Source organism: Lactiplantibacillus songbeiensis, from assembly GCF_005405125.1.
GTDB classification, from domain to species: Bacteria; Bacillota; Bacilli; order Lactobacillales; family Lactobacillaceae; genus Lactiplantibacillus; species Lactiplantibacillus songbeiensis.
On sequence record NZ_BJDL01000028.1, the window covers coordinates 1 to 20,504 of the forward strand.

The 20,504-nt window shown below is 44.7% G+C and carries 17 protein-coding genes and 4 tRNA genes; 18 read left to right on the forward strand and 3 right to left on the reverse strand.

Annotated elements, in window-relative coordinates:
- Nucleotides 1-81 precede the first annotated feature (81 nt).
- The 6 genes from FFM77_RS11165 to FFM77_RS11190 all read left to right on the forward strand — a co-directional run bounded on the left by FFM77_RS11165 (nucleotide 82) and on the right by FFM77_RS11190 (nucleotide 4,233).
- Nucleotides 82-154, forward strand: a tRNA-Asn gene (locus FFM77_RS11165).
- Nucleotides 155-202: 48 nt separating this feature from the next.
- A tRNA-Thr gene (locus tag FFM77_RS11170) sits at nucleotides 203-275 on the forward strand.
- Between the two features lie 1,330 nt (nucleotides 276-1,605).
- Complete coding sequence (locus tag FFM77_RS11175) at nucleotides 1,606-3,078, forward strand: peptide MFS transporter (RefSeq protein WP_137635848.1); 1,473 nt, start codon at nucleotides 1,606-1,608, stop codon at nucleotides 3,076-3,078.
- A gap of 76 nt (nucleotides 3,079-3,154) precedes the next feature.
- Nucleotides 3,155-4,006 (forward strand): metallophosphoesterase, encoded by an 852-nt coding sequence (locus FFM77_RS11180; protein ID WP_137635849.1) that lies wholly within the window; start codon nucleotides 3,155-3,157, stop codon nucleotides 4,004-4,006.
- A 63-nt stretch (nucleotides 4,007-4,069) separates the two neighbouring features.
- Nucleotides 4,070-4,152: transfer RNA gene (locus tag FFM77_RS11185), tRNA-Tyr, on the forward strand.
- Nucleotides 4,153-4,161: 9 nt separating this feature from the next.
- Nucleotides 4,162-4,233: transfer RNA gene (locus tag FFM77_RS11190), tRNA-Gln, on the forward strand.
- A 182-nt stretch (nucleotides 4,234-4,415) separates the two neighbouring features.
- Here the strand turns inward: FFM77_RS11190 and FFM77_RS11195 are convergent.
- Nucleotides 4,416-4,907 (reverse strand): GNAT family N-acetyltransferase, encoded by a 492-nt coding sequence (locus FFM77_RS11195; RefSeq protein ID WP_137635903.1) that lies wholly within the window; start codon nucleotides 4,905-4,907, stop codon nucleotides 4,416-4,418.
- Nucleotides 4,908-5,063: 156 nt separating this feature from the next.
- On the opposite strand from FFM77_RS11195, the gene proC reads away from it, so the two are divergent.
- The 3 genes from proC to FFM77_RS11210 all read left to right on the forward strand — a co-directional run bounded on the left by proC (nucleotide 5,064) and on the right by FFM77_RS11210 (nucleotide 7,915).
- The gene (gene proC, locus FFM77_RS11200; protein ID WP_137635850.1) at nucleotides 5,064-5,858 is read left to right on the forward strand and encodes a pyrroline-5-carboxylate reductase; all 795 of its coding nucleotides are present in this window, start codon (nucleotides 5,064-5,066) and stop codon (nucleotides 5,856-5,858) included.
- 192 nt (nucleotides 5,859-6,050) lie between these two features.
- Nucleotides 6,051-7,190 (forward strand): N-acetylglucosamine-6-phosphate deacetylase, encoded by a 1,140-nt coding sequence (gene nagA / locus FFM77_RS11205; protein WP_137635851.1) that lies wholly within the window; start codon nucleotides 6,051-6,053, stop codon nucleotides 7,188-7,190.
- A gap of 23 nt (nucleotides 7,191-7,213) precedes the next feature.
- The gene (locus FFM77_RS11210) at nucleotides 7,214-7,915 is read left to right on the forward strand and encodes a GntR family transcriptional regulator (RefSeq protein ID WP_137635852.1); all 702 of its coding nucleotides are present in this window, start codon (nucleotides 7,214-7,216) and stop codon (nucleotides 7,913-7,915) included.
- A 91-nt stretch (nucleotides 7,916-8,006) separates the two neighbouring features.
- Here FFM77_RS11210 and FFM77_RS11215 read toward each other — a convergent pair whose 3' ends face one another.
- Nucleotides 8,007-8,252, reverse strand: a complete 246-nt coding sequence (locus FFM77_RS11215) for a hypothetical protein (protein WP_137635853.1) — start codon at nucleotides 8,250-8,252, stop codon at nucleotides 8,007-8,009.
- Nucleotides 8,253-8,529: 277 nt separating this feature from the next.
- Here FFM77_RS11215 and FFM77_RS14030 point away from each other — a divergent pair, with 277 nt between their 5' ends.
- Together FFM77_RS14030 and FFM77_RS11220 are read left to right on the forward strand one after the other, a co-directional pair.
- Nucleotides 8,530-8,697, forward strand: a complete 168-nt coding sequence (locus FFM77_RS14030) for a hypothetical protein (RefSeq protein WP_171001614.1) — start codon at nucleotides 8,530-8,532, stop codon at nucleotides 8,695-8,697.
- Between the two features lie 271 nt (nucleotides 8,698-8,968).
- Nucleotides 8,969-9,574, forward strand: coding sequence for a CPBP family intramembrane glutamic endopeptidase (locus FFM77_RS11220; protein WP_171001615.1), 606 nt, complete (start codon nucleotides 8,969-8,971; stop codon nucleotides 9,572-9,574).
- 48 nt (nucleotides 9,575-9,622) lie between these two features.
- Here the strand turns inward: FFM77_RS11220 and FFM77_RS11225 are convergent, their stop codons facing one another.
- Entirely contained in the window at nucleotides 9,623-10,357 is a 735-nt protein-coding gene (locus FFM77_RS11225) for a WecB/TagA/CpsF family glycosyltransferase (protein ID WP_137635855.1), read from the reverse strand.
- 160 nt (nucleotides 10,358-10,517) lie between these two features.
- Here FFM77_RS11225 and FFM77_RS11230 point away from each other — a divergent pair, with 160 nt between their 5' ends.
- The 7 genes from FFM77_RS11230 to FFM77_RS11260 all read left to right on the forward strand — a co-directional run bounded on the left by FFM77_RS11230 (nucleotide 10,518) and on the right by FFM77_RS11260 (nucleotide 20,501).
- Entirely contained in the window at nucleotides 10,518-11,984 is a 1,467-nt protein-coding gene (locus tag FFM77_RS11230) for a nicotinate phosphoribosyltransferase (protein ID WP_137635856.1), read from the forward strand.
- Nucleotides 11,985-11,999: 15 nt separating this feature from the next.
- The gene (gene nadE, locus FFM77_RS11235) at nucleotides 12,000-12,827 is read left to right on the forward strand and encodes an ammonia-dependent NAD(+) synthetase (RefSeq protein ID WP_137635857.1); all 828 of its coding nucleotides are present in this window, start codon (nucleotides 12,000-12,002) and stop codon (nucleotides 12,825-12,827) included.
- A 417-nt stretch (nucleotides 12,828-13,244) separates the two neighbouring features.
- On the forward strand, nucleotides 13,245-15,896 hold the full coding sequence (locus tag FFM77_RS11240) for a cation-translocating P-type ATPase (RefSeq protein ID WP_137635858.1): 2,652 nt from the start codon (nucleotides 13,245-13,247) through the stop codon (nucleotides 15,894-15,896).
- A gap of 48 nt (nucleotides 15,897-15,944) precedes the next feature.
- Nucleotides 15,945-16,379 (forward strand): hypothetical protein, encoded by a 435-nt coding sequence (locus FFM77_RS11245; protein WP_137635859.1) that lies wholly within the window; start codon nucleotides 15,945-15,947, stop codon nucleotides 16,377-16,379.
- Between the two features lie 145 nt (nucleotides 16,380-16,524).
- Nucleotides 16,525-18,702, forward strand: coding sequence for a Tex family protein (locus FFM77_RS11250; RefSeq protein WP_137635860.1), 2,178 nt, complete (start codon nucleotides 16,525-16,527; stop codon nucleotides 18,700-18,702).
- The gene (locus FFM77_RS11255) at nucleotides 18,695-19,144 is read left to right on the forward strand and encodes a SprT family protein (RefSeq protein ID WP_137635861.1); all 450 of its coding nucleotides are present in this window, start codon (nucleotides 18,695-18,697) and stop codon (nucleotides 19,142-19,144) included. Before FFM77_RS11250 ends, FFM77_RS11255 begins: the two co-directional genes overlap by 8 nt.
- Before the next feature lie 70 nt (nucleotides 19,145-19,214).
- Nucleotides 19,215-20,501 carry a homoserine dehydrogenase gene (locus FFM77_RS11260; RefSeq protein WP_137635862.1) on the forward strand — a complete coding sequence of 429 codons (1,287 nt, stop codon included), beginning with the start codon at nucleotides 19,215-19,217 and terminating at the stop codon, nucleotides 20,499-20,501.
- The last annotated feature ends 3 nt before the right edge of the window (nucleotides 20,502-20,504 follow it).

Genomic DNA, 20,504 nt, shown 5'->3' on the forward strand with positions numbered 1-20,504 from the left:
AACACAGAAGTCAAGCTTCTTAGCGCCGAGAGTAGTTGGGGGATCGCTCCCTGCGAGGGTAGGACGTTGCCATGCGAATATTCCGACATAGCTCAGTTGGTAGAGCGCTTGACTGTTAATCAAGATGTCGACGGTTCGAGCCCGCCTGTCGGAGTGACAGATGTTAGCCCCCACGGTGTTGACATCTTTTTTATATCATAATGCCGGCTTAGCTCAGTTGGTAGAGCATCGGTATCGTAAACCGAGGGTCATCAGTTCGACTCTGGTAGCCGGCACTTAGGAGGGTGAGATGTTATCTCGCCTTTTTCTTTACCGCTGAACTGAAAAATAGAAATTATTAAGTAGCAGTTATCATCAATTGTAAAGTTGATGGTAGCTGCTTTTATTGTACGGTCAAATATGTTCGGTGCTAGTTGAATTAATGACCACTTTGGTTGGCCCAGAATCAGCTGGAAATGGTGGCTGCATTTGGAAACCAATGATGCGTGGTCTTCTAAGCCAGCCTTTATCTAAGTCAGAAAATCACTGACCAAGATAAATGGCACCACTGGGTCAATTATGGCCTATTCGACGTTAAATAACCGGTATTAAAGCATTAACGATTGATTATTTGTAGTCTAGTCACTTAGCCGAAAGGTTGCTTGCTAAAATGCTCAGTCGTATTGTTGGCTCTAGTGCGAGTGTTTTTCTCGACCTTGGCGTTCCGATATTTTAAGAACCAATTTTCAGGCGGCGATTTCAACCAGTACCAAGCGCGTAGTCAATATTTATTTCGGAGTACCATGGTAGCTGCCAAATTAAGTGTGAATAGAGAATACGAAGACTTAAGCAATCTATTAGGAGCGCCCACATGAGTCTTTAAAAAGATTGTGATCTGGGACTAGTAAGGGCATTTGCTTGATTGTGATGCTGACTTTGGACGTTAAGCAAGATAGCGGTTTAAGTTACAGGCGTCTTTGGGATTAATTATCAGTTCGTCATCAAAACCAGAAGAAGCTGCGGTGATTCTCGAATTCAAAAACTGTTAGCTATCATTGCCCAAATAAGCCTTACCATTCGTATTTAAATCTTGTAGTGTCGTTTCAATAACTGCTTTCAATTCGGTAATCCCTCTGATCGTATTTAATAAGGGGAGTGCTTGGTAATGAGAACGTTTTCGGTCTGGTATTGTTGTTTATAATAATTGCAAACTTCTAATCAGAAGCGGAGTGCTACGGATGATAAGGGGATATCAACGTCATCGTAGCTAACGATATGACAACTAGCAGAAGAAAGATTTTCTTTTTAAGTTCTTAATAAACATCTAACGTCGGCGCCACCGAATAATTACTAGCCAAAAACAAATTAGAAATTGATGTCATTATAATATTCATAAAACCGGTTACATGTCCAATGGTAGTTAGTTTTTGGCGAGCTAACGCTATTTTTGTTTAATTTATTAAAATGAGAAAATAATAGCTTTATGGTGTATAAATTAGAAGTCGGTTAAAGACGTTGTTGAATAAGATTAAGGCTAGTATAATAATTATTATGTTTAATTAAGAAACAAGTTTTGTTACTTTTAAACGAAGATGATCTGTTAGATGCAGTTTGGAGGAAATTCAATTGGATAAAGAACAAAAGCTGGACCATTCGTTCTTCGGCCAACCACGTGGCTTACGAACATTGTTCTTCACTGAAATGTGGGAACGGTTCAGTTATTACGGAATGCGCGCACTGTTAATTTTCTACATGTACTACAGTGTTGCTAAAGGCGGTCTTGGGTTTGATCAAGTAACTGCTGCTTCAATTATGTCAATTTATTCAGCGCTGGTCTATGTTTCCAGTGTGCTCGGTGGCTTTTTATCTGACCGAGTTTGGGGTAGTCGGAAGACCGTCTTCATTGGTGGGATTTTCATCATGGTCGGCCATATCGTGTTATCAACACCTTTTGGGGTAAGTGCCTTATTCGTGTCGATTGCGTTGATTGTGATTGGGACTGGGTTACTTAAACCTAACGTTTCCGACATGGTTGGTCAATTATATACTGAAGAAGATACTCGGCGTGATGCTGGGTTTAGTATCTTTGTCTTTGGGATTAACTTGGGGTCCTTAGTAGCCCCCGTCTTAGTTGGTCGTATCGGCTTAGGTGTTAACTTCCATTTGGGCTTCTCTTTAGCTGCGATTGGGATGTTCTTTGGGTTATTACAATACTACTTTGATGGTAAAAAGAACTTAAGTACCGCTAGTCTATATCCAACTGATCCTTTGGAACCGGGTGACTTAAGTAAAGTTATGCGGCGTGTGATTATCGGGATCATTGGTTTAGGCTTAGTCTTACTCTTAATGCAATTAATGCATGCGTTGACGTTACCTAATATTATTACGTTGATCAGTGTCCTTGTTATTTTGACACCAATCGCTTACTTTACTTTGATGTTAACTTCTGATAAGACCAACGCCCAAGAACGGTCACGGGTACGGGCTTATATTCCATTATTTATCGCCGCAGCCTTATTCTGGGCAATTGAAGAACAAGGTTCAGCTGTTTTGGCCTTGTTTGCGGCTGATCGGACCAACTTGAATTTCTTAGGCATGCATTTGGCAGCCTCTGATTTCCAAATCTTGAATCCATTGTTCATTATGATTTACACCACACCATTTGTCTTCCTTTGGACGAAGTGGGGCAAGAAGCAACCAAGTTCACCAGCTAAATTTGCGGTTGGATTGGTCTTTGCTGGGGCGTCATACTTAATTATGGCGATGCCTGGATTCTTCTTTGGGACTGCTGGCAAGGTCAGCCCAATGTGGTTGGTCGGTAGCTGGGCTGTCGTTGAAATTGCGGAAATGTTGATTTCACCAATTGGCTTATCAGTGACGACTAAATTGGCACCAAAAGCCTTCGCGTCACAGATGATGAGTATGTGGTTCCTAGCTGATTCGGCTGGTAGTGCGTTAAACGCGCAATTAGTGCGTTTCTACTCAACCAAGACTGAAGTCCCTTACTTTGCATCAATTGGGATTGTCAGTGTCCTCTTAGGGGTTATCCTCTTCATGATGGTACCGACGATTAAAAAAGCCATGCAAGGTGTTCGATAAACGTTAAAGCTTGAAGGTATGTTATCGTAAAGGTAGCGTGCCTTTTTATTTTGGTTAAAATGGGGGAGTGATCAGCATGGTGCGAGTGGCATTTAGCAGTGACAATCATTTTGATGTTAATCGCTTGGACGCGCATGAAATGATGGTGCAACAAGCTGCGTATTTAGCACAACAACACGTTCAGTGGTATTTAATCGCGGGCGACTTATTCAATGATTTTCAACGTAGTCAGCAATATGTGGTTGATCTGCAGGCACTTCTGGGCGCTCAAACGCATGTCTTATGGATAGCGGGTAATCATGACATGGTGAATGGCGTTAGCTTTGATGAGCTGGAAGCAGGGGGCTTTGACGGGTATCTTCATAATCGGTTTATTGATATTCCACAGACTGATTGGCGGATTATTGGCCATAACGGCTGGTATGATTATCAATATGCGGCTAATTTACCGGGTGTGACGGCGCGAGATCTGGCACAGTGGAAATATGCCTATTGGATTGATCGGTCGATTAAACAGCCGCTGAGTGACCCAGAACGGGCACAATTGATGTTGGATCAAGTTACTGCGCAATTACAACGCGCACAGGCGGCACATAAGCAAGTAATCTTGATGACGCATTTTGTACCACGGGCTGATTTTATTCCGTTAGGGCGGGGACATCACTTTTGGGAGATGGCTCGGGCTTTGATGGGGACGCCACGGTTAGGTGCGTTAGCAGAGCAATATCAAGTTAGCCATGTGTTATTTGGTCACTTGCATCTGCATCCGGCACCACGTGATTATAATGGGACGATGTATTATGATCAGGCTGTGGGCTATGGTCGTAAACGACTAAATGAGTGGCGAACCGATAATTTCATGGCTGAATGGCGATTGGAAACGTTTTTATTGGATTTACCCGAAGATTTATCAAAAAAATTCAAATAATTTCGAAAAAAGGGTTGATTTTTTATTCAAAATTTTGTATTCTAATATAGTTGAATGATTCACGGAGGGGTAGCGAAGTCTGGCTAAACGCGGCGGACTGTAAATCCGCTCCTTCGGGTTCGGTGGTTCGAATCCACTCCCCTCCATTTCATCATTGGGCTATAGCCAAGTGGTAAGGCAACAGGTTTTGATCCTGTCATGCGCTGGTTCGAACCCAGCTAGCCCAACTAACGAGCAGTCACTCCGGTGGCTGTTTTTTTGTATCTTCATGCGTTGGTTTTGGATTAATATTAATATTAGCGAAATGAGTAACTTGTCTTTTTGCTAACAGATTTTTATTGATACAACGGGCGTATCGAATAAAAATCGCACTTATCGATAATCAACGATAAGTGCGATTTTTGAATACTTAGAACAATTTAACCATGTTGTACCAAATCTCACCAGCATGTTCAGATTCAGCCTGACCTTCGTTCGTATAGCCATTCTTTTCATAGAAAGGAACCAGTCGCTTCAAACAAGTCAGGGTGATGCCACGACGATGGGCTGCTTTGGCGATGGTTGCAAAGTGAGCCAACAATTGGCTGCCCAAGCCACTTCCTTGTGTCTCAGGAGCGACTGCCAGGCTTAAAACAGTTTGGTATTTGGCAGTAGTCACATTTGGCGTCACTGTCGCAAATAAATCATCGGTAATGTAGCGACTATCGGAAGCTGGGCCAACGATATAACCGGCGACGTAGCCGTGGTCGTCTTTAGCGACAATAAACGTGTCACTGATTTGGGCAATCCGTTGTGCCATGCTAGCGTCACTGGCTGCTTCGGCTGGTGTAAAGCCGGCCCGTTCAATCGTCATGATTTCGGGTAAATCGGTTATTTCAGCGGGTGCAAAGGTAAATGTCATCATTCTAAACCTCACAATATTGAATTATTAACTCAATCATACGCGATTTGGCGGGAAATCGGTGAAATTATGCCATTATCAAGGCATTTTAATTCTAGAATTGGTATAGTAAGGATAGCTTATTTTTGACTGACATAATTGAAGGAGTTTGAGAAAATGAAAATTGGATTTATCGGTGCCGGCAATATGGGCCGCGCGATTATTGATGGTTGGTTAAAGACGAAGACGGTCGCCCCAACTGACTTCTACATTCACAGTGCGCATCAGGCAAGCTATGAACTGTACGCGCAAGCAAATGGACTGCATGCAGTGGCCTCAAATCTGGCGGTGGCAGAAGCCGCTGACGTGATTGTTTTGGCAGTTAAGCCTAATATTGCCCTCCACGTCTTGAAGAGCGTGCAATCGGCATTAACAGCCGGTAAATGGGTCATTACGATGGTATCGGGAATTGATTTAGCCGATTATGCTGATGTCGTTGGCGAATTGCCAATCTTACGGATTATGCCAAATGTGAACGTCGCGATTGGGGCTGGGATGACGGCGCTGATTGGTAACGATGCGTTGACGGCTGATCAGTATGCAGCTGGCCAAAAATTATTTGATGCAATCGGTGAAACGAGTGAAGTAGCCGAAAGAGATTTTAGTACTTTTTCTGCGCTAGCCGGAAGCTCGCCAGCCTACGTTTACTTCTTTATTGATGCGATGGCCCGAGCCGGGGTTAAACATGGTTTGGATAAGGCAACGGCAACTAAAATTGCAGCACAAGCAACGCTAGGGAGTGCCAAGATGGTCTTGGCCTCAGACAAGATTCCGTTTGACCTAATTGATCAAGTTTCTTCACCAGGTGGGACCACGGTCGCTGGATTATTGGCGATGGAGGAGGCTGGCTTTATGACTTCGGTGGTTAAAGGGATTGATGCCACGATTGCTAAAGAATTGGGTGACGCTTAAGGGGATTATTTGCCAAAACGCGTTGATGATTCCGCTTGTTACGCTAACCAACCATACCGGAAAGTCACCGGTATCATTGGTTAGCTAGACAATGCTCGAAAGCACCCCGGCGATCCTCGCATGCTTTCCAGCTTGCATTTTTGGTCTATACCGATTATAATATAACCAGTAAATCCAAGGAGGAATTTGTTCATGAGCAAAGTATTAAAACATGCCATCATCTATACTGGTCTAGAAAAGATCGACGACGGTTACATCCGGTTTGGTAAAGAAATTGAAGCGGTTGGTCCAATGGATGACTATGTCGCTGAACCAGACGACGATATCGAATTTGTCAGCGGGAAGACAATTGTCCCCGGCTTTATCGATGTGCATAGCCACGGTGGTTATAGTTTTGATTCAATGGATGGTAATCCAGCTGAAATTAACGAAATGGTCAACGATATGGTGGCCCGTGAAGGGATTACGTCATACTTCTGTACCACGATGACCCAATCTAATGAAAACTTGGATCATTCAATGGCCGGAATCAACAAAGCGGCCCAAGAAAATCCAGTTATTCAAGGGGTTCATTTGGAAGGACCTTTCATTTCAGCAACCTTTAAAGGCGCCCAACCTGAAAAGTATATCAAGAATCCAAACGTTGCTTTATTAGACAACTGGAACAAATTGTCTGGTGGCCGCGTTAAATTAATTACTTATGCTCCTGAAGATCCTGGTTCGCGTGAATTTGAAAAGTATTGCCTAGAAAATGGTATTGTGCCTTCAGTTGGTCACAGTAATGCGACTCGGGAACAATTATTAGCAAGTAAAGCGACCCACGTTACTCATTTATACAATGCGCAACGTGAATTCAAGCACCGTGAACCAGGTGTGACTGGCCATGCGATGTTGGAAAACAATATGACCTGTGAATTGATCTGTGACGGCTTCCATATTGTCCCAGACATGATCAAGTTAGCCTATGAACAAAAAGGTGCGGATCGCATCGAATTAGTTACTGATTCGATGCGTGCTAAGGGTGAACCCGATGGCATTAGTGAATTAGGTGGTCAAAAAGTGATTGTTAAAGACGGCCAAGCCCGGCTCGAAGCTGGTAACTTAGCTGGTTCCGTGTTAACTTATATCAATGCCTTTAAGAACGTGCAGAAGTTCACTGGTTGTGGCATTTTTGAAGCAGTTAAGATGTCTTCAGTCAACCAAGCCCGTGAATTTGGGTTAACTAGCAAAGGGACTTTGGAAGCTGGCAAAGACGCTGATATTAACGTCTTAGATGCTGACCAAGACTTAGTTGCGACTTACAGTTACGGTAAAAAAGCTGAAAACAAATAATTATTAGTAAGGGATGAGTACCAATGAGTTCGCCAATTTATATTCAAATTCATAACCAAATTAAACAAGCCATTGAAGCGGGTCGGTGGGCAGTCGGCGATCGGATTCCATCTGAACGCGAGCTAGCTGGTCAATTTGATGTGAGTCGGATGACGTTACGCCAAGCGATTCAAACGTTGGTTGATGAAGGGATACTAGAGCGGCGAGTCGGCGCCGGCACCTTTGTGGCCAATCAAAAAGTCCAAGAAAAGATGTCTGGGGTGACCAGCTTTACTGATTTAATGCTGGCCCAAGGAAAAGTTCCGTCAAGCAAAACGATTTCCTATCATGTGACGAGTCCGTCACTTTCTGAAAGTGAAAAGTTGTCACTAAAGCCTAACGAACAAGTCTTACGGATGGAACGGATTCGCTACGGGGATGATGTGCCGATTTGTTTTGAAGTCGCCACCGTTCCTGAACGGTTAGTTAAGCAATTTACCAAAGATGAAGTGACTAGTTCGCTATATCGAGCGTTGGAAGAAAAAGCCGGCTTAGTCCCTGGCAAAGCCCAACAAACGGTTTCAGCGATGTCTGCTTCAGAGCGGATTGCTGAATATTTATCCGTCCGTCGTGGCGATGCGTTATTGCGGTTACGACAGATTTCGTACTTACAGACGGGCGATCCGTTTGAATACGTGCGGACGCAGTATGTTGGCAATCGGTTTGAATTTTATTTAGAAAAATAAACGGGTTCGGTAAGCCTAGCTTGTCGAATGCCAAAAAAAAGAAGGTCCACGTAACTCCGAAAAAGGGGTTACGTGGACCTTCTTTGTCGCCTTATTCTGGCCGATGATGATGCAGTTGGGCTGCCCGATGAAGATCTAGCCAAGTTGCCAAGATGAACAAAATCGCTGTTAACGGCACTAATAACGTATTTGTCCACCAGACTGCTGTTAATAGCACCAGATAAATTGGTAAGAAGATTAAATACCGGTAATTGCCAAACCGTAAGATTAAATGATCTTCCCAATGATTTGGTAAACAGAGAATCAAAAAGACGGCGACTAGTAGAAAAGCACCCATTTTGAGTCACTTCCTCGCCTATTAGGTGACTTCAGTTTAGCCTGTTCGCGGCACCAGTTATTTAGAAGAAGTTTTGTATGGCAAGTGAACAAAGATGAAGAACAATTCTAGAACTGGGTAATAACTGAAATACGCAGCTAAAACAGTTTGGTTACGAGTTAAAAACACCGATGAAACTTGTCATGGTACGGAAAAAGCTAAAATATGAACGATAATAAATATTTTAATCCAGGTTGCAATAGCGTCAGTACAATTGAGAGGAAAGGGGGAAATAAAATTGAAGTTAAATGTTATCTTTAAGAATTATCTTGATTTGACTGATGCCGATGCTGAAAAGGTCACTGGCGGCAGTCAATATGATTATAATTTTGCATATGGTGTTGGGCGAGGTATTCGTAAATTTGTTCGTGCAGGATTGAAATTTGGTAGGGACGCATGGATTTAAATGGGGGATTGTAATGAATAATAAATTAGGCTTGTACCCTATTTTAAATGACGATAAATTGGCTCAAACAAGGGGTGGAAAGATTAGTTTGCCAATCCCTGGTTGGTCAGCAACTCGGGATCTTATTTGGGGACTAGTTGACGGCCTAAGTGGTGCTAAACATAAAAGTCGGAAAAAACGGGGTCGATAAAAATGAGTAATCTATATAGCAATAATGATAATTAAGGGATTGAGACTTGGTGGCCAAATCGTCATCGGATTGGGACTCTTGATGGTAATGCAGTTGCCGATGCTCGCAGTTGGTTATTGGGATTGGTGGGGTGAAAGTACTCAAAATGTTAATTCATTTTGGCATTGGTTGTCCTTAGTTGTTCTAACAATAGTTACCTTTAAGGTTTTGTGGTCAGTGTATCAAAAGAATATGACAGTGGTAATGCAGTGGCCAGCAATAAAGACAATGTTGTTGGCTGCCTTAGGTATAATGTTATCAATCTTTGTCATGATGTTGCTAGCGTATTTTGGGGCTAGTAGTCCAGAGACTGAAAGTAGCGAGCTGATTGCGCTAATTAAAGGTCGATTAGGATTGGTCACGTTGATTTGTACAAATGTTGTTAGTCCTATCATGGAAGAACTTTTCTTTAGAGGGATTGTTCAAAACTTTTTCAGTCGGCAGTTCAACATGGGATTAGCGGTGACGGTAACTAATTTGATTTTTGCATTTTCCCACGGGTATAGTGGCGCTAATTTAATTGGCGTTTTCGTTACTGGTTGTGTATTATCATGGCTGACGATTAAGACAAATAATTTAGGTACTGCGATGTTTGGCCATGTGCTTAATAATTGGCTAATTACGGTGATTAATATTTTCTTGGTTTAAAAAACGACTAAGCTATCAAGGCAGCTTGCCTGATAGCTTAGTCGTTTTTTAGCCTTGCTGCTTGGCAATCTTTTTAACCAGTTGTAAATACCGCGGCAAGACTAACATCCGCTTAAAGCGACTTGGTTCTTGAATTAACCGATACAGCCATTCAATATGGTGGCGTTGCCAGAATTGTGGTGCTCGCTTAACGGCTCCTGCGAGGACGTCAAAACTACCGCCGACACCCATCCAGAGGCCATCAACGCGGTGACGGTACTTAGCAATAAAAAATTCTTGCTTGGGAAAACCAGTTGCGATAAAGATCATATCAGGCTTTGCAGCCACTAGTTGGTCAACGACGGCGGCTTCATCATCAAAGTAGCCGTCTAGTGCGCCCGCAATGACGAGGTTGGGATACGTTGCCTTAACTTTAGCGACAACGGCCTTTAAAACGGCTGGCTTGGCGCCCAGTAGAAAGATGCGTTGGCGATGTTGCGCGCCCCAAGTCAGTAAGCTAAGCAGGGTATCATAGCCGGTGATCCGTTCTGGCAACGGCGTGCCTAGAATCTGAGCCCCTTGAATGACGCCGATGCCATCCGGAGTAATGTAGTCGGCTTGCGTCAACACACGTTGATAGTCGGGGTGTTCACGGGCATACATTAGAATTTCTGGATTGGCGGTAATCACAAAACGATTGCGATGGGCCAAAATATCCGTCTGCAGTTGTTGCAAGAACGCGGTGTTAGTTGTCTTGATAAACGGGACGTCGAGAATGTTAACGGTGGTAAATGGTGCTGGCATAAGCGGCCTCACTTTCAGAAATTAATCGTTAATTTTAGGTAAAAGTTACTTTTTTGTATTTTTTCAAGTACCTACATTCAATCGCGCCTAGAAAAATGATAGAATAGGCATAACCTAGTTGAATGTAACGTTCACAAATACGAAATGGAGAACAAAACTCATGACTCAAATCTATCCGGATGATAGTTTAACCTTGCATACGGATGCTTATCAGATCAACATGATGCAAACTTATTGGGAACAGGGGATTCATAACAAACATGCGGTCTTCGAAGTCTTTTTCCGCAAAATGCCATTCCAAAATGGTTATGCCATTTTTGCTGGTCTCGAGCGAGTAGTTAATTATATCAATAATCTGCACTTTACGGATAGTGATATCGCGTATTTACGTGAATCGCAAGACTATTCGGAAGGCTTTTTAGATTATTTGCGGCATTTTAAGTTCGATGCCACGATTCGGTCAGCCCGCGAAGGTGACCTCGTCTTTAATAACGAACCGTTGATGCAAGTTGAAGGGTCATTGGCGACCTGTCAACTGATCGAAACGGCGCTCCTCAATATTATCAACTACCAAACGTTGATTGCCACCAAGGCGGCTCGGATCAAATCCGTTGTCGGCGAAGATGGGTTACTAGAATTTGGGACGCGGCGTGCACAAGAATTAGACGCCGCTATCTGGGGCACCCGGGCCGCTTATATTGGCGGCTTTGACGCCACTAGTAATGTGCGGGCCGGCAAGATCTTTGGTATTCCGATTAGCGGCACCCATGCGCATGCGTTGGTCCAAACATATCGGAATGATTATCAAGCCTTTATGGCCTATGCCCAGACTCATCATGATTGTGTCTTCTTAGTCGACACTTATGACACCTTGCGTAGTGGGGTGCCGAGTGCGATTAAAGTGGCAAAAGAAATGGGCGACAAGATTAATTTCCAAGGTGTCCGCATTGATAGTGGTGATATGGCCTATCTTTCGAAGCGGGTGCGTGAACAATTAGACGAAGCTGGTTTTCCAGATGCCAAGATTTATGCATCGAATGATTTAGACGAAAAAACGATTCAAAATTTGAAGATGCAAGGCGCTAAAATCAGTGTTTGGGGTGTTGGGACGAAGCTGATCACTGCTTTTGACCAACCAGCTCTGGGTGCGGTTTATAAGATGGTTTCGATTGAAGACGATAATCATAAGATGGTCGATACGATCAAGCTTTCCAATAACGCCGAAAAAGTGTCGACACCAGGGCGCAAACAAGTCTGGCGGATCACGAAACGGGCGGATGCTAAGTCTGAAGGGGATTATATTACCCTATATGATGAAGATCCGCGCAATGAAGAATCAATCTATATGTTCCATCCGAGCTTCACGTATATTAATAAAACGGTCAGTGATTTTGATGCGCGCCCAGTCTTGACGACCATTTATGATCAAGGCAAGCAAGTTTATGACCTGCCGGCGATTGACGAAATCAAACAATACGCGCATGATAGTTTGGAATCACTTTGGGATGAATACAAGCGGGACTTGAATCCACAAGATTACCCGGTTGATTTATCACAAAAACTGTACGATCATAAAATGAACATTATCCATTCCGTTCGTGATTGGGTAAGTAAGAAGGATTATTAGGAGGCATTTTGACCAATGCGGCCATTACAAACTGAAATTATCAAGGCACTACACGTAGCACCTAGCATCGACTCCAAAACTGAAATTCGCCGGAGTATCGACTTTTTAAAGGCTTACTTAAAGAAGAACCCCTTTTTAAAAACGTACGTATTAGGCATTTCTGGCGGGCAAGACTCCACGTTAGCTGGCAAGTTAACGGAATTAGCTATCACTGAAATGCGCGCTGAAACGGGTGATGATGACTATCAATTCATCGCTGTGCGGTTGCCATATGGTGATCAGGCGGATGAAGCGGATGCGATGGATGCGATTGCGTTCATGCAAGCTGATGAAACTGACCGCGTGGATATTCAAGGCCCAACCGATGCCATGGTTGCGGCTTTAGAAGCAACTGGCCTCACCATTCATGATTTTAATAAGGGCAACATCAAGGCGCGTCAACGGATGATCGTGCAATACGGCATCGCCGGCGAACGCCATGGTGCGGTTGTAGGAACCGACCATGCTGCGGAAGCTGTCACTGGGTTTTATACCAAATATGGTGACGGTGGTGCAGATATCGTGCCATTATACCGGTTGAATAAGCGTCAAGGTCGCGCGATGTTAGCGACTTTAGACGCGCCGGAACATCTATACAAAAAAGTGCCAACTGCTGACTTGGAAGATGATCGCCCGGCATTACCAGACGAAGTCGCGTTAGGCGTGCATTACGATGATATCGATGACTACCTGGAAGGTAAGGACATCGATGAAAAGGCCGCTGAAAAGATCGAAGCTTGGTATTTGAAGACGGCGCATAAACGCCATGCCGCAATTAATGTTTTTGATGATTTTTGGAAATAAAGTTGCTTGATAACTGATCCACTACCAGCTCCGTTTAGAGGAATGGTAGTGGATCTTTTGGTACTTGGCCGTCCGCTGTTGAAGTGGTGGACAGATTTGTAGCCCAAAAGTGGTCAACAGAGCGTTTTCATGCTAAAGCTGCGCCAACTAGAGCGGCTAGTTTCAGCTTGAAATAACTAGCCTATCAAGTAGTTAGGAAACAGTATTAGTAGACAGTAATTCCGTTATCCGTTATACTAACGGTACAATCATAAGGGAGTAACTAGCAGGTTAACTGCGGCAATTATCGTCAACAAGAAACCAATCCGGTATTGTCTTAAATAGTGAGACTTATGTATGTTCACAACTTTTGCGTGCATACATGGGTCTCATTTTCTATTTTTAGAAGATGAGGCTCAGATGCGAGGAGGAAATCTTATGTCGAAAGTAACACCTAAGTACCAACAAGCGTTACCCGCAATTTATCAAGAATTGCAGACAGATGAACACGGTCTGAGCCAAGCAGCGGCGGCCAAACGGTTAGAACAGTATGGTCATAATGCGTTGAATCAACAAAAGTCAACGTCGTTATTACAGAAGTTTATCGCTCAGTTTAAAGACTTCATGATCATTGTGTTACTCGTCGCGGCTTTAATCGCGGCATTTACTGGCGAAGCCGTCGATGCCATCATCATTTTGTTAGTCGTGGTATTGAATGCGGTCTTTGGGGTCTTCCAAGAAGCCAAGGCCGAAGAAGCGATTAATGCGTTAAAAGAAATGGCCGCGCCGGATGCTACCGTCTTACGAGATGGTCAGCTGCAGACGGTCAAAAGTGATGACCTAGTTCCGGGGGATATCGTTTCCCTTGAAGCTGGGGATATTGTCCCCGCCGATTTGCGCTTAATTGAAAGTGCGTCATTAAAAGTCGAAGAGTCAGCGCTAACTGGGGAGTCAGTTCCCGTTGAGAAACAAGCTGAAACCTTGACTGCTGGCGATTTAGCTATCGGTGACCGAGTCAATATGGCTTATATGAACAGTAATGTGACGTATGGTCGCGGGACAGGGATCGTGGTTGCCACGGGGATGCAGACTGAAGTTGGCCGGATTGCCGGCATGATTGAAGCGGCCGACGAAACGACCACCCCATTGCAAGCGAACTTAACGCAATTAGGAAAATCCTTAACGATTTTAATTTTAGTCATTGCGGCAGTCGTCTTTGGAATCGGGATGGTACGTGGCAGCGAAAGCTTGATCAACATGCTGTTGACGGCGATCTCGTTAGCGGTTGCGGCGATTCCAGAAGGGTTACCGGCAATTGTCACAATTACCTTAGCCTTAGGTACCCAGCGGATGGCGAAGCGCCACGCGTTAGTACGGAAACTTCCCGCAGTCGAAACGTTGGGGAGTACCGATATTATCGCTTCGGATAAGACCGGGACGTTAACCCAAAATAAGATGACGGTTGAAATGCTTTATGTGAACCAGGAACTAGTCGATGCTAAGCCAACCCATTTAGCAACGGATAGTCACCTAGCCCAAGTCATGATTTTAAGTAATGATACTAAGATTATGAGCGATGGTTTGGCCGGTGACCCAACGGAAACGGCGTTAGTTCAATACAACTTGGACCAAGCCTATCCGGTTGATCAGTTATTACAAAATTATCCACGGGTCAGCGAAGTGCCGTTTGATTCTGAACGGAAATTAATGTCAACGATTCATCCGCTCACTAATGGCAAGTTTTTAGTTGCGGTTAAAGGGGCCCCGGATGAACTGTTAAAACGCGTTACAGCAGTTGAAATTAACGGTGACGTCACGCCAATTACTAAAGCATTACGTGATTCCATTTTAGCAACTAACCATGAGTTAGCGACGCAGGCATTGCGCGTATTAATGTTTGCTTACAAAGAAATCAGTGCCGTGCCGACTACGGTTGACTCAGCAACGGTTGAAACCGACTTAGTCTTTGCTGGGATGGTCGGGATGATTGATCCGGAACGACCAGAAGTTGAACAAGCGGTGATTGAAGCAAAATCAGCCGGGATTCGACCATTAATGATTACTGGTGATCATCGCGATACGGCGGAAGCGATTGCCGTTCGGTTAGGCATTATTGATGCTGGCGATGATGCCGCTGTGATTACTGGGGCCGAACTAGATGAGCTGAGTGACGCGGAATTTGACAAAAAAGTTAGTGATTACTCGGTATATGCGCGGGTGGCACCGGAGCATAAAGTTCGAATCGTCAATGCTTGGCAACATCGTGGTAAAGTTGTGGCGATGACGGGTGATGGCGTAAATGATGCGCCGGCCTTGAAAGCCGCTGATATCGGAATCGGGATGGGGATCACTGGGACCGAAGTCTCCAAAGGGGCCAGTGATATGGTCTTAGCCGATGATAACTTCGCGACGATTGTGGTGGCGGTTGAAGAGGGTCGGAAAGTCTTTGCCAATATTCAAAAGGCAATCCAATACTTGCTATCCGCTAACTTAGGAGAAGTCTTAACCTTGTTCATGATGACGATGTTAGGCTGGCAAATCTTAGCGCCGGTGCATATCTTATGGATTAACTTAGTGACGGATACCTTGCCAGCGATTGCGTTAGGTGTGGAACCGACAGAAAAGAATATTATGAAGCATCAGCCACGTGGGCGGAAGTCGAACTTCTTCTCCGGTGGCGTCTTCTCAAGTATTATCTATCAAGGTTTACTCGAAGGTGGGATTACCTTGTTAGTTTACTGGTTAGCCTTAACGTATCCAGTGCATGCTAGTGCAAGCTTAGCGCATGCGGATGCCTTGACGATGGCCTTTATCACGTTAGGCTTGATTCAGTTATTCCATGCCTTTAACTCAAAGTCGATTCACCAATCCTTATTTACGGTTGGCTTGTTCCGCAACAAGTTCTTTAACTGGGCGATTGTGATTGCCTTTGCGTTACTAGCAATGACCGTCGTGGTGCCTGGGTTTAACAGTATTTTCCACGTGACACCACTTGATGCATACCAATGGGGGATTATTCTCGCGGCATCGTTATCAATGGTTATCATCGTTGAAATTGTTAAATTCTTTCAGCGTAAGGTGGTAAAATAGGAACAGTCGATTTGAACCACCAACCTTATATAGAAAAGAGACCAACTCATGAAAAAAGCTAGTATGGCAACTTATATGCCTGTTTTAACGAAAGTCATCGAAACGACTGAAAAAATGGGTGAACAAATGAATCCATCGTTTGAAAAGATGCGTAAAGCGATTGATGACGATGCGGTGGCCAAGATGGTGCCTGCCGAATTCAACGATATTCAGATGGAATTCACCGATGGCACGGAACAGTACCAAACAAACTTAGCCAACTTGAAAAAAGCTCAGGTTCCGGCGCGGTTGATTGGAAAGCACCGTAACTTGATTGCGGCTTATGAAAAATATGTTGATGCGTGTGCTGCGATGACGGCTAGTCTGAAGATTGAAGATACGACCGTTGACGTTGCCGCATTCAATCAAGCCGAAAAGGATCAAGAAACGGCGATGACCCATGTGTCCAATGATGTGCAACGCATTATGGCGATGGTGATGTAACTTTTTTAAGCAAAAGCGTAGCGCTCCCAATTCAGGGGCGTTACGCTTTTCTTTCGCAAAAAAATCATGGGAAGCGCGTATACTATAGTAGAGTGTCGTTGTTGATTAGCCAACAACGGCTTAACCAAAGAGATTGGGTGAAATTATGGATAATGCAATTATTAAACTCGTTGAGCAAACCTTGACGACCTTAAAACCACAACAAATCAAAGCGGTCCTTAGTATGATGGACGAAGGCAATACGGTGCCGTTTATTGCCCGTTATCGGAAGGAACGTACGGGTAACTTAGATGAAGTTGAAATTCGTGATATTAAAGATAACTATGATCGGTTGGCAACATTAACCGCGCGTAAAGCCGATGTGATCAAGCTGATCGATGAACAGCAGCAGTTAACGCCGGCTTTAAGGCAAGCCATTAATACAGCCGAAAAGTTGCAAGATGTCGAAGACTTGTATTTGCCGTATAAACAAAAGCGGCGTACCAAAGCCACGATTGCTAAAGAAGCTGGGTTGGAACCGTTGGCCGCATGGTTACTGCGTTTTCCAACGAGCGGGATTGACGCTCATGCGCAACAGTTTGTGAATGCCGAAACGGTACCGGATGCCGAGGCAGCGTTAGCAGGCGCCCATGAGATCTTGGCGGAAGCCTTTGGAGATAATGCCAGCTTGCGTAACTGGGTTCGAAATTTTACGCGTAGCAAAGGTGAGTTGGTTGTTAAGGCCAAGCCTAAAGCCAAAGAACTCGATGAACAAGGTGTGTATCAACAGTATTACGACTTCACGAGTCCGATTGCGGCATTAGTGTCTTATCGCGTCTTAGCGATTAACCGGGGCGAAAAAGAAAAAGTCTTGCGAGTTAGCTTAAAAGTCGATCAGGATGCGGTTGACCGTTATTTACATTTCCGCTTTATTGGGCAGCATCAAGGTCCCGCGGTGGCGGTGATTACGGCCGCCTATCAAGATGCCTATAAACGGTTTGTGGCCCCGGCAATCGAACGGGAATTGCGCAATGAATTAAGCGATGCAGCGGAACAGCAAGCGATTAAAGTGTTCGGCGATAATTTGTACCATTTATTGATGCAAGCGCCATTAAAAGGGCGGGTTGTGTTGGGCTTTGATCCGGCGTATCGAACCGGTTGTAAGTTAGCTGTGATGGATGCTAATGGGAAGTTTCTAGATAAATTAGTGATCTATCCGCATAAGCCAGCCGCAACGGCCAAACGCCAAGCAGCTGCCGGTGAATTCAAGGCTTTCTTAGATAAGTATCACGTTGAAATGATTGCGATTGGGAATGGCACGGCTTCCCGTGAATCTGAAGAATTCGTGGCCAATGTTTTAAAAACAATGACACGGCCGGTCTACTACGTGATTGTCAATGAAGCAGGGGCCTCGGTCTATTCGGCTAGTGATAATGCGCGAGCTGAATTTCCAGAATTACATGTGGAGCAACGCAGCGCGATTAGTATTGGCCGGCGACTTCAAGATCCCCTTGCCGAACTCATCAAGATTGATCCGCAATCGGTCGGCGTTGGTCAATATCAACATGACGTTTCACAAAAAGCCTTGACGACGCAACTGGATATTGTGATTGAAACGGCCGTTAACCAGGTGGGTGTTAACTTGAATACAGCTAGTCCGGAACTTTTGACCCATATTTCTGGGTTATCGAAGACGATTGCGCAAAATATTGTGGCCTATCGCAATGACAACGGTGAATTTGTGAGTCGGCCACAGTTAAAAAAAGTTCCCCGGTTGGGACCGAAAGCTTATGAACAGTCGGTTGGCTTTTTACGGATTCTACACGGAAAGACGGTTTTGGATAATACCGATATTCATCCTGAAAGCTATGCTGCCGCTAAGACATTGCTGCAGGCTGTGGAATTACGATTGAGCGATGTCGGGACAAGTAAAGCGTCCGCCTTGACGCGAGTGAATTTATCCGCGATTGCCGAACAAACTGGTGTAGGCGTCTTAACGCTAAAAGATATTATTGCCAGCCTACAAAAGCCGGGTCGTGATGTACGGGATTCAATGCCAGCGCCATTGCTCCGGCAAGATGTCTTAAAGATGAGTGACTTAAAGCCGGGCATGCAACTCCAGGGAACGGTCCGCAATGTTGTGGACTTTGGGGCTTTTGTTGATATTGGTGTCAAACAGGATGGTCTCGTCCATGTGTCGAAACTTACCGATACATTCCTAAAAGATCCTCGTAAAGCCGTGGCAGTTGGCGATATTGTGACGGTGTGGGTTGAACAAGTTGATGAACAACGGCAACGGATTGCGTTAACAATGATTGAACCACCCGTGCCAGTCCATGACTAATTTAGACTTACAGCATTTAGTGGAGCAGTTGTCAGTGACTGAATTTCACCGGCCATTTTTGCACCATGCGTTCTTTAATCGCCGACTGCGAACAACGGGCGGCCGCTACCAATTACAGAGTCATAATATTGATATCAATCCAAAGATGCTGACGGACTTTGATGAAGCTACGTTGATTGGGGTCATCAAGCATGAACTTTGTCACTATCATTTGCACTTATCAGGTCGGGGCTATCAACATCGCGATGCCGCTTTTAAACAGCTCTTAGCACGGGTCGGTGGGTCACGCTATGCACCGCAACCGAAGTCAGGAGTGGCCGTACAAGCGTATCGCTATACGTATCAATGTCAAAATTGCGGTCAAGTGTATCATCGCAAACGCCGGATGGACACGCGCCGCTATACTTGTGGTCGTTGTCGTGGTCGAATTAAGCTGGTTTGAAAAGGTTTGCTTATCTAGCGGGGATTCGATAGAATTAGCTTAACTATTAAGAATTTTGGAGGGATTATCGATGGAAACTATCAAAATTGGGGTCGTTGGCCTAGGCACCGTGGGTAACGGGGTCGTTAAAATGTTACAAGCCCATCAAGCAAAGATCTCAGAGATTACCGGTCGTAATCTAGAGCTTGCTTGTGTGGTGGTTCATAATTTAAAGAAGCACCAAACGGCCGACTTAGGGGACGTCCAATTGACCGACCAGATTGACACGTTGATCGATGATCCTGAAATTCAAATCATGGTCGAAGTGATGGGTTCCATCCATCCAGCTAAGGAATACATTATTCGAGCCTTGCAAGCTGGTAAACACGTGGTTACCGCCAATAAGGACTTAATTGCGCAATACGGGCGTGAATTGGTGCAGATTGCGCGCGAAAATCACCGGGATCTATTCTACGAAGCCAGTGTGGCTGGTGGGATTCCAATCTTACGGACAATTGATAACAGTTTTGCGGCGGATAAGATTCAGCGGGTGATGGGGATCGTCAATGGGACGACCAACTACATCATGACCCAAATGTTGACGAAGAATTGGTCTTATGATCAAGCCTTGAGTTCGGCGCAAGATTTAGGCTTTGCTGAAAGTGATCCGACGAATGACGTTGAAGGGCTTGATGCGGCTTACAAGATGATTATCTTGACCCAGTTTGCCTTTGGGATGAGCCTGTCGATGGATCATGTCCAAGTGCAAGGGATTACGAAGATTAGTGCGGAGGATATTGCCGAAGCGCACCAGTTAGGTTATACGATTAAACTGCTCGGAATTGCCGAAGAAATTGATGATCGGATTGCTGTTTCAGTTGGACCCGTCTTGGTTTCAGATCACCATCCCTTAGCGACGGTGCAAAATGAAAATAACGCGGTCATGGTAACTGGGACGGCCGTGGGGGACACGATGTTTTATGGCCCTGGGGCCGGGGAACTCCCAACGGCTAACAGTGTGCTGAGTGATATTACGACGGTAGCCAAAAACATTGCGTTGAATACCACGGGAAATACCTTTAATTCTTACCGGCAGGAAACCGTCTTAGCTGATCCAACTGATGTGGTCTATCCACACTTCATTGCCTTGAAGATGCGTGATGTTTCTGGGATGATGCTCCGGTTAACGGAAATCATGACCAAAGCCCAAGTGTCATTTAGCCGGATTATTCAAAATCAATTGGGCGACGGCAACGCGCGGGTCGTGATTATTACCCATGAAATGAACGACCAACAGTTAGCTGATATTACGGCGGCGATTGCCGGCCAAGCGAATATGCAATTGTTGGCTAGTTACAAAGTTTTAAAGAATGCGTAGGTG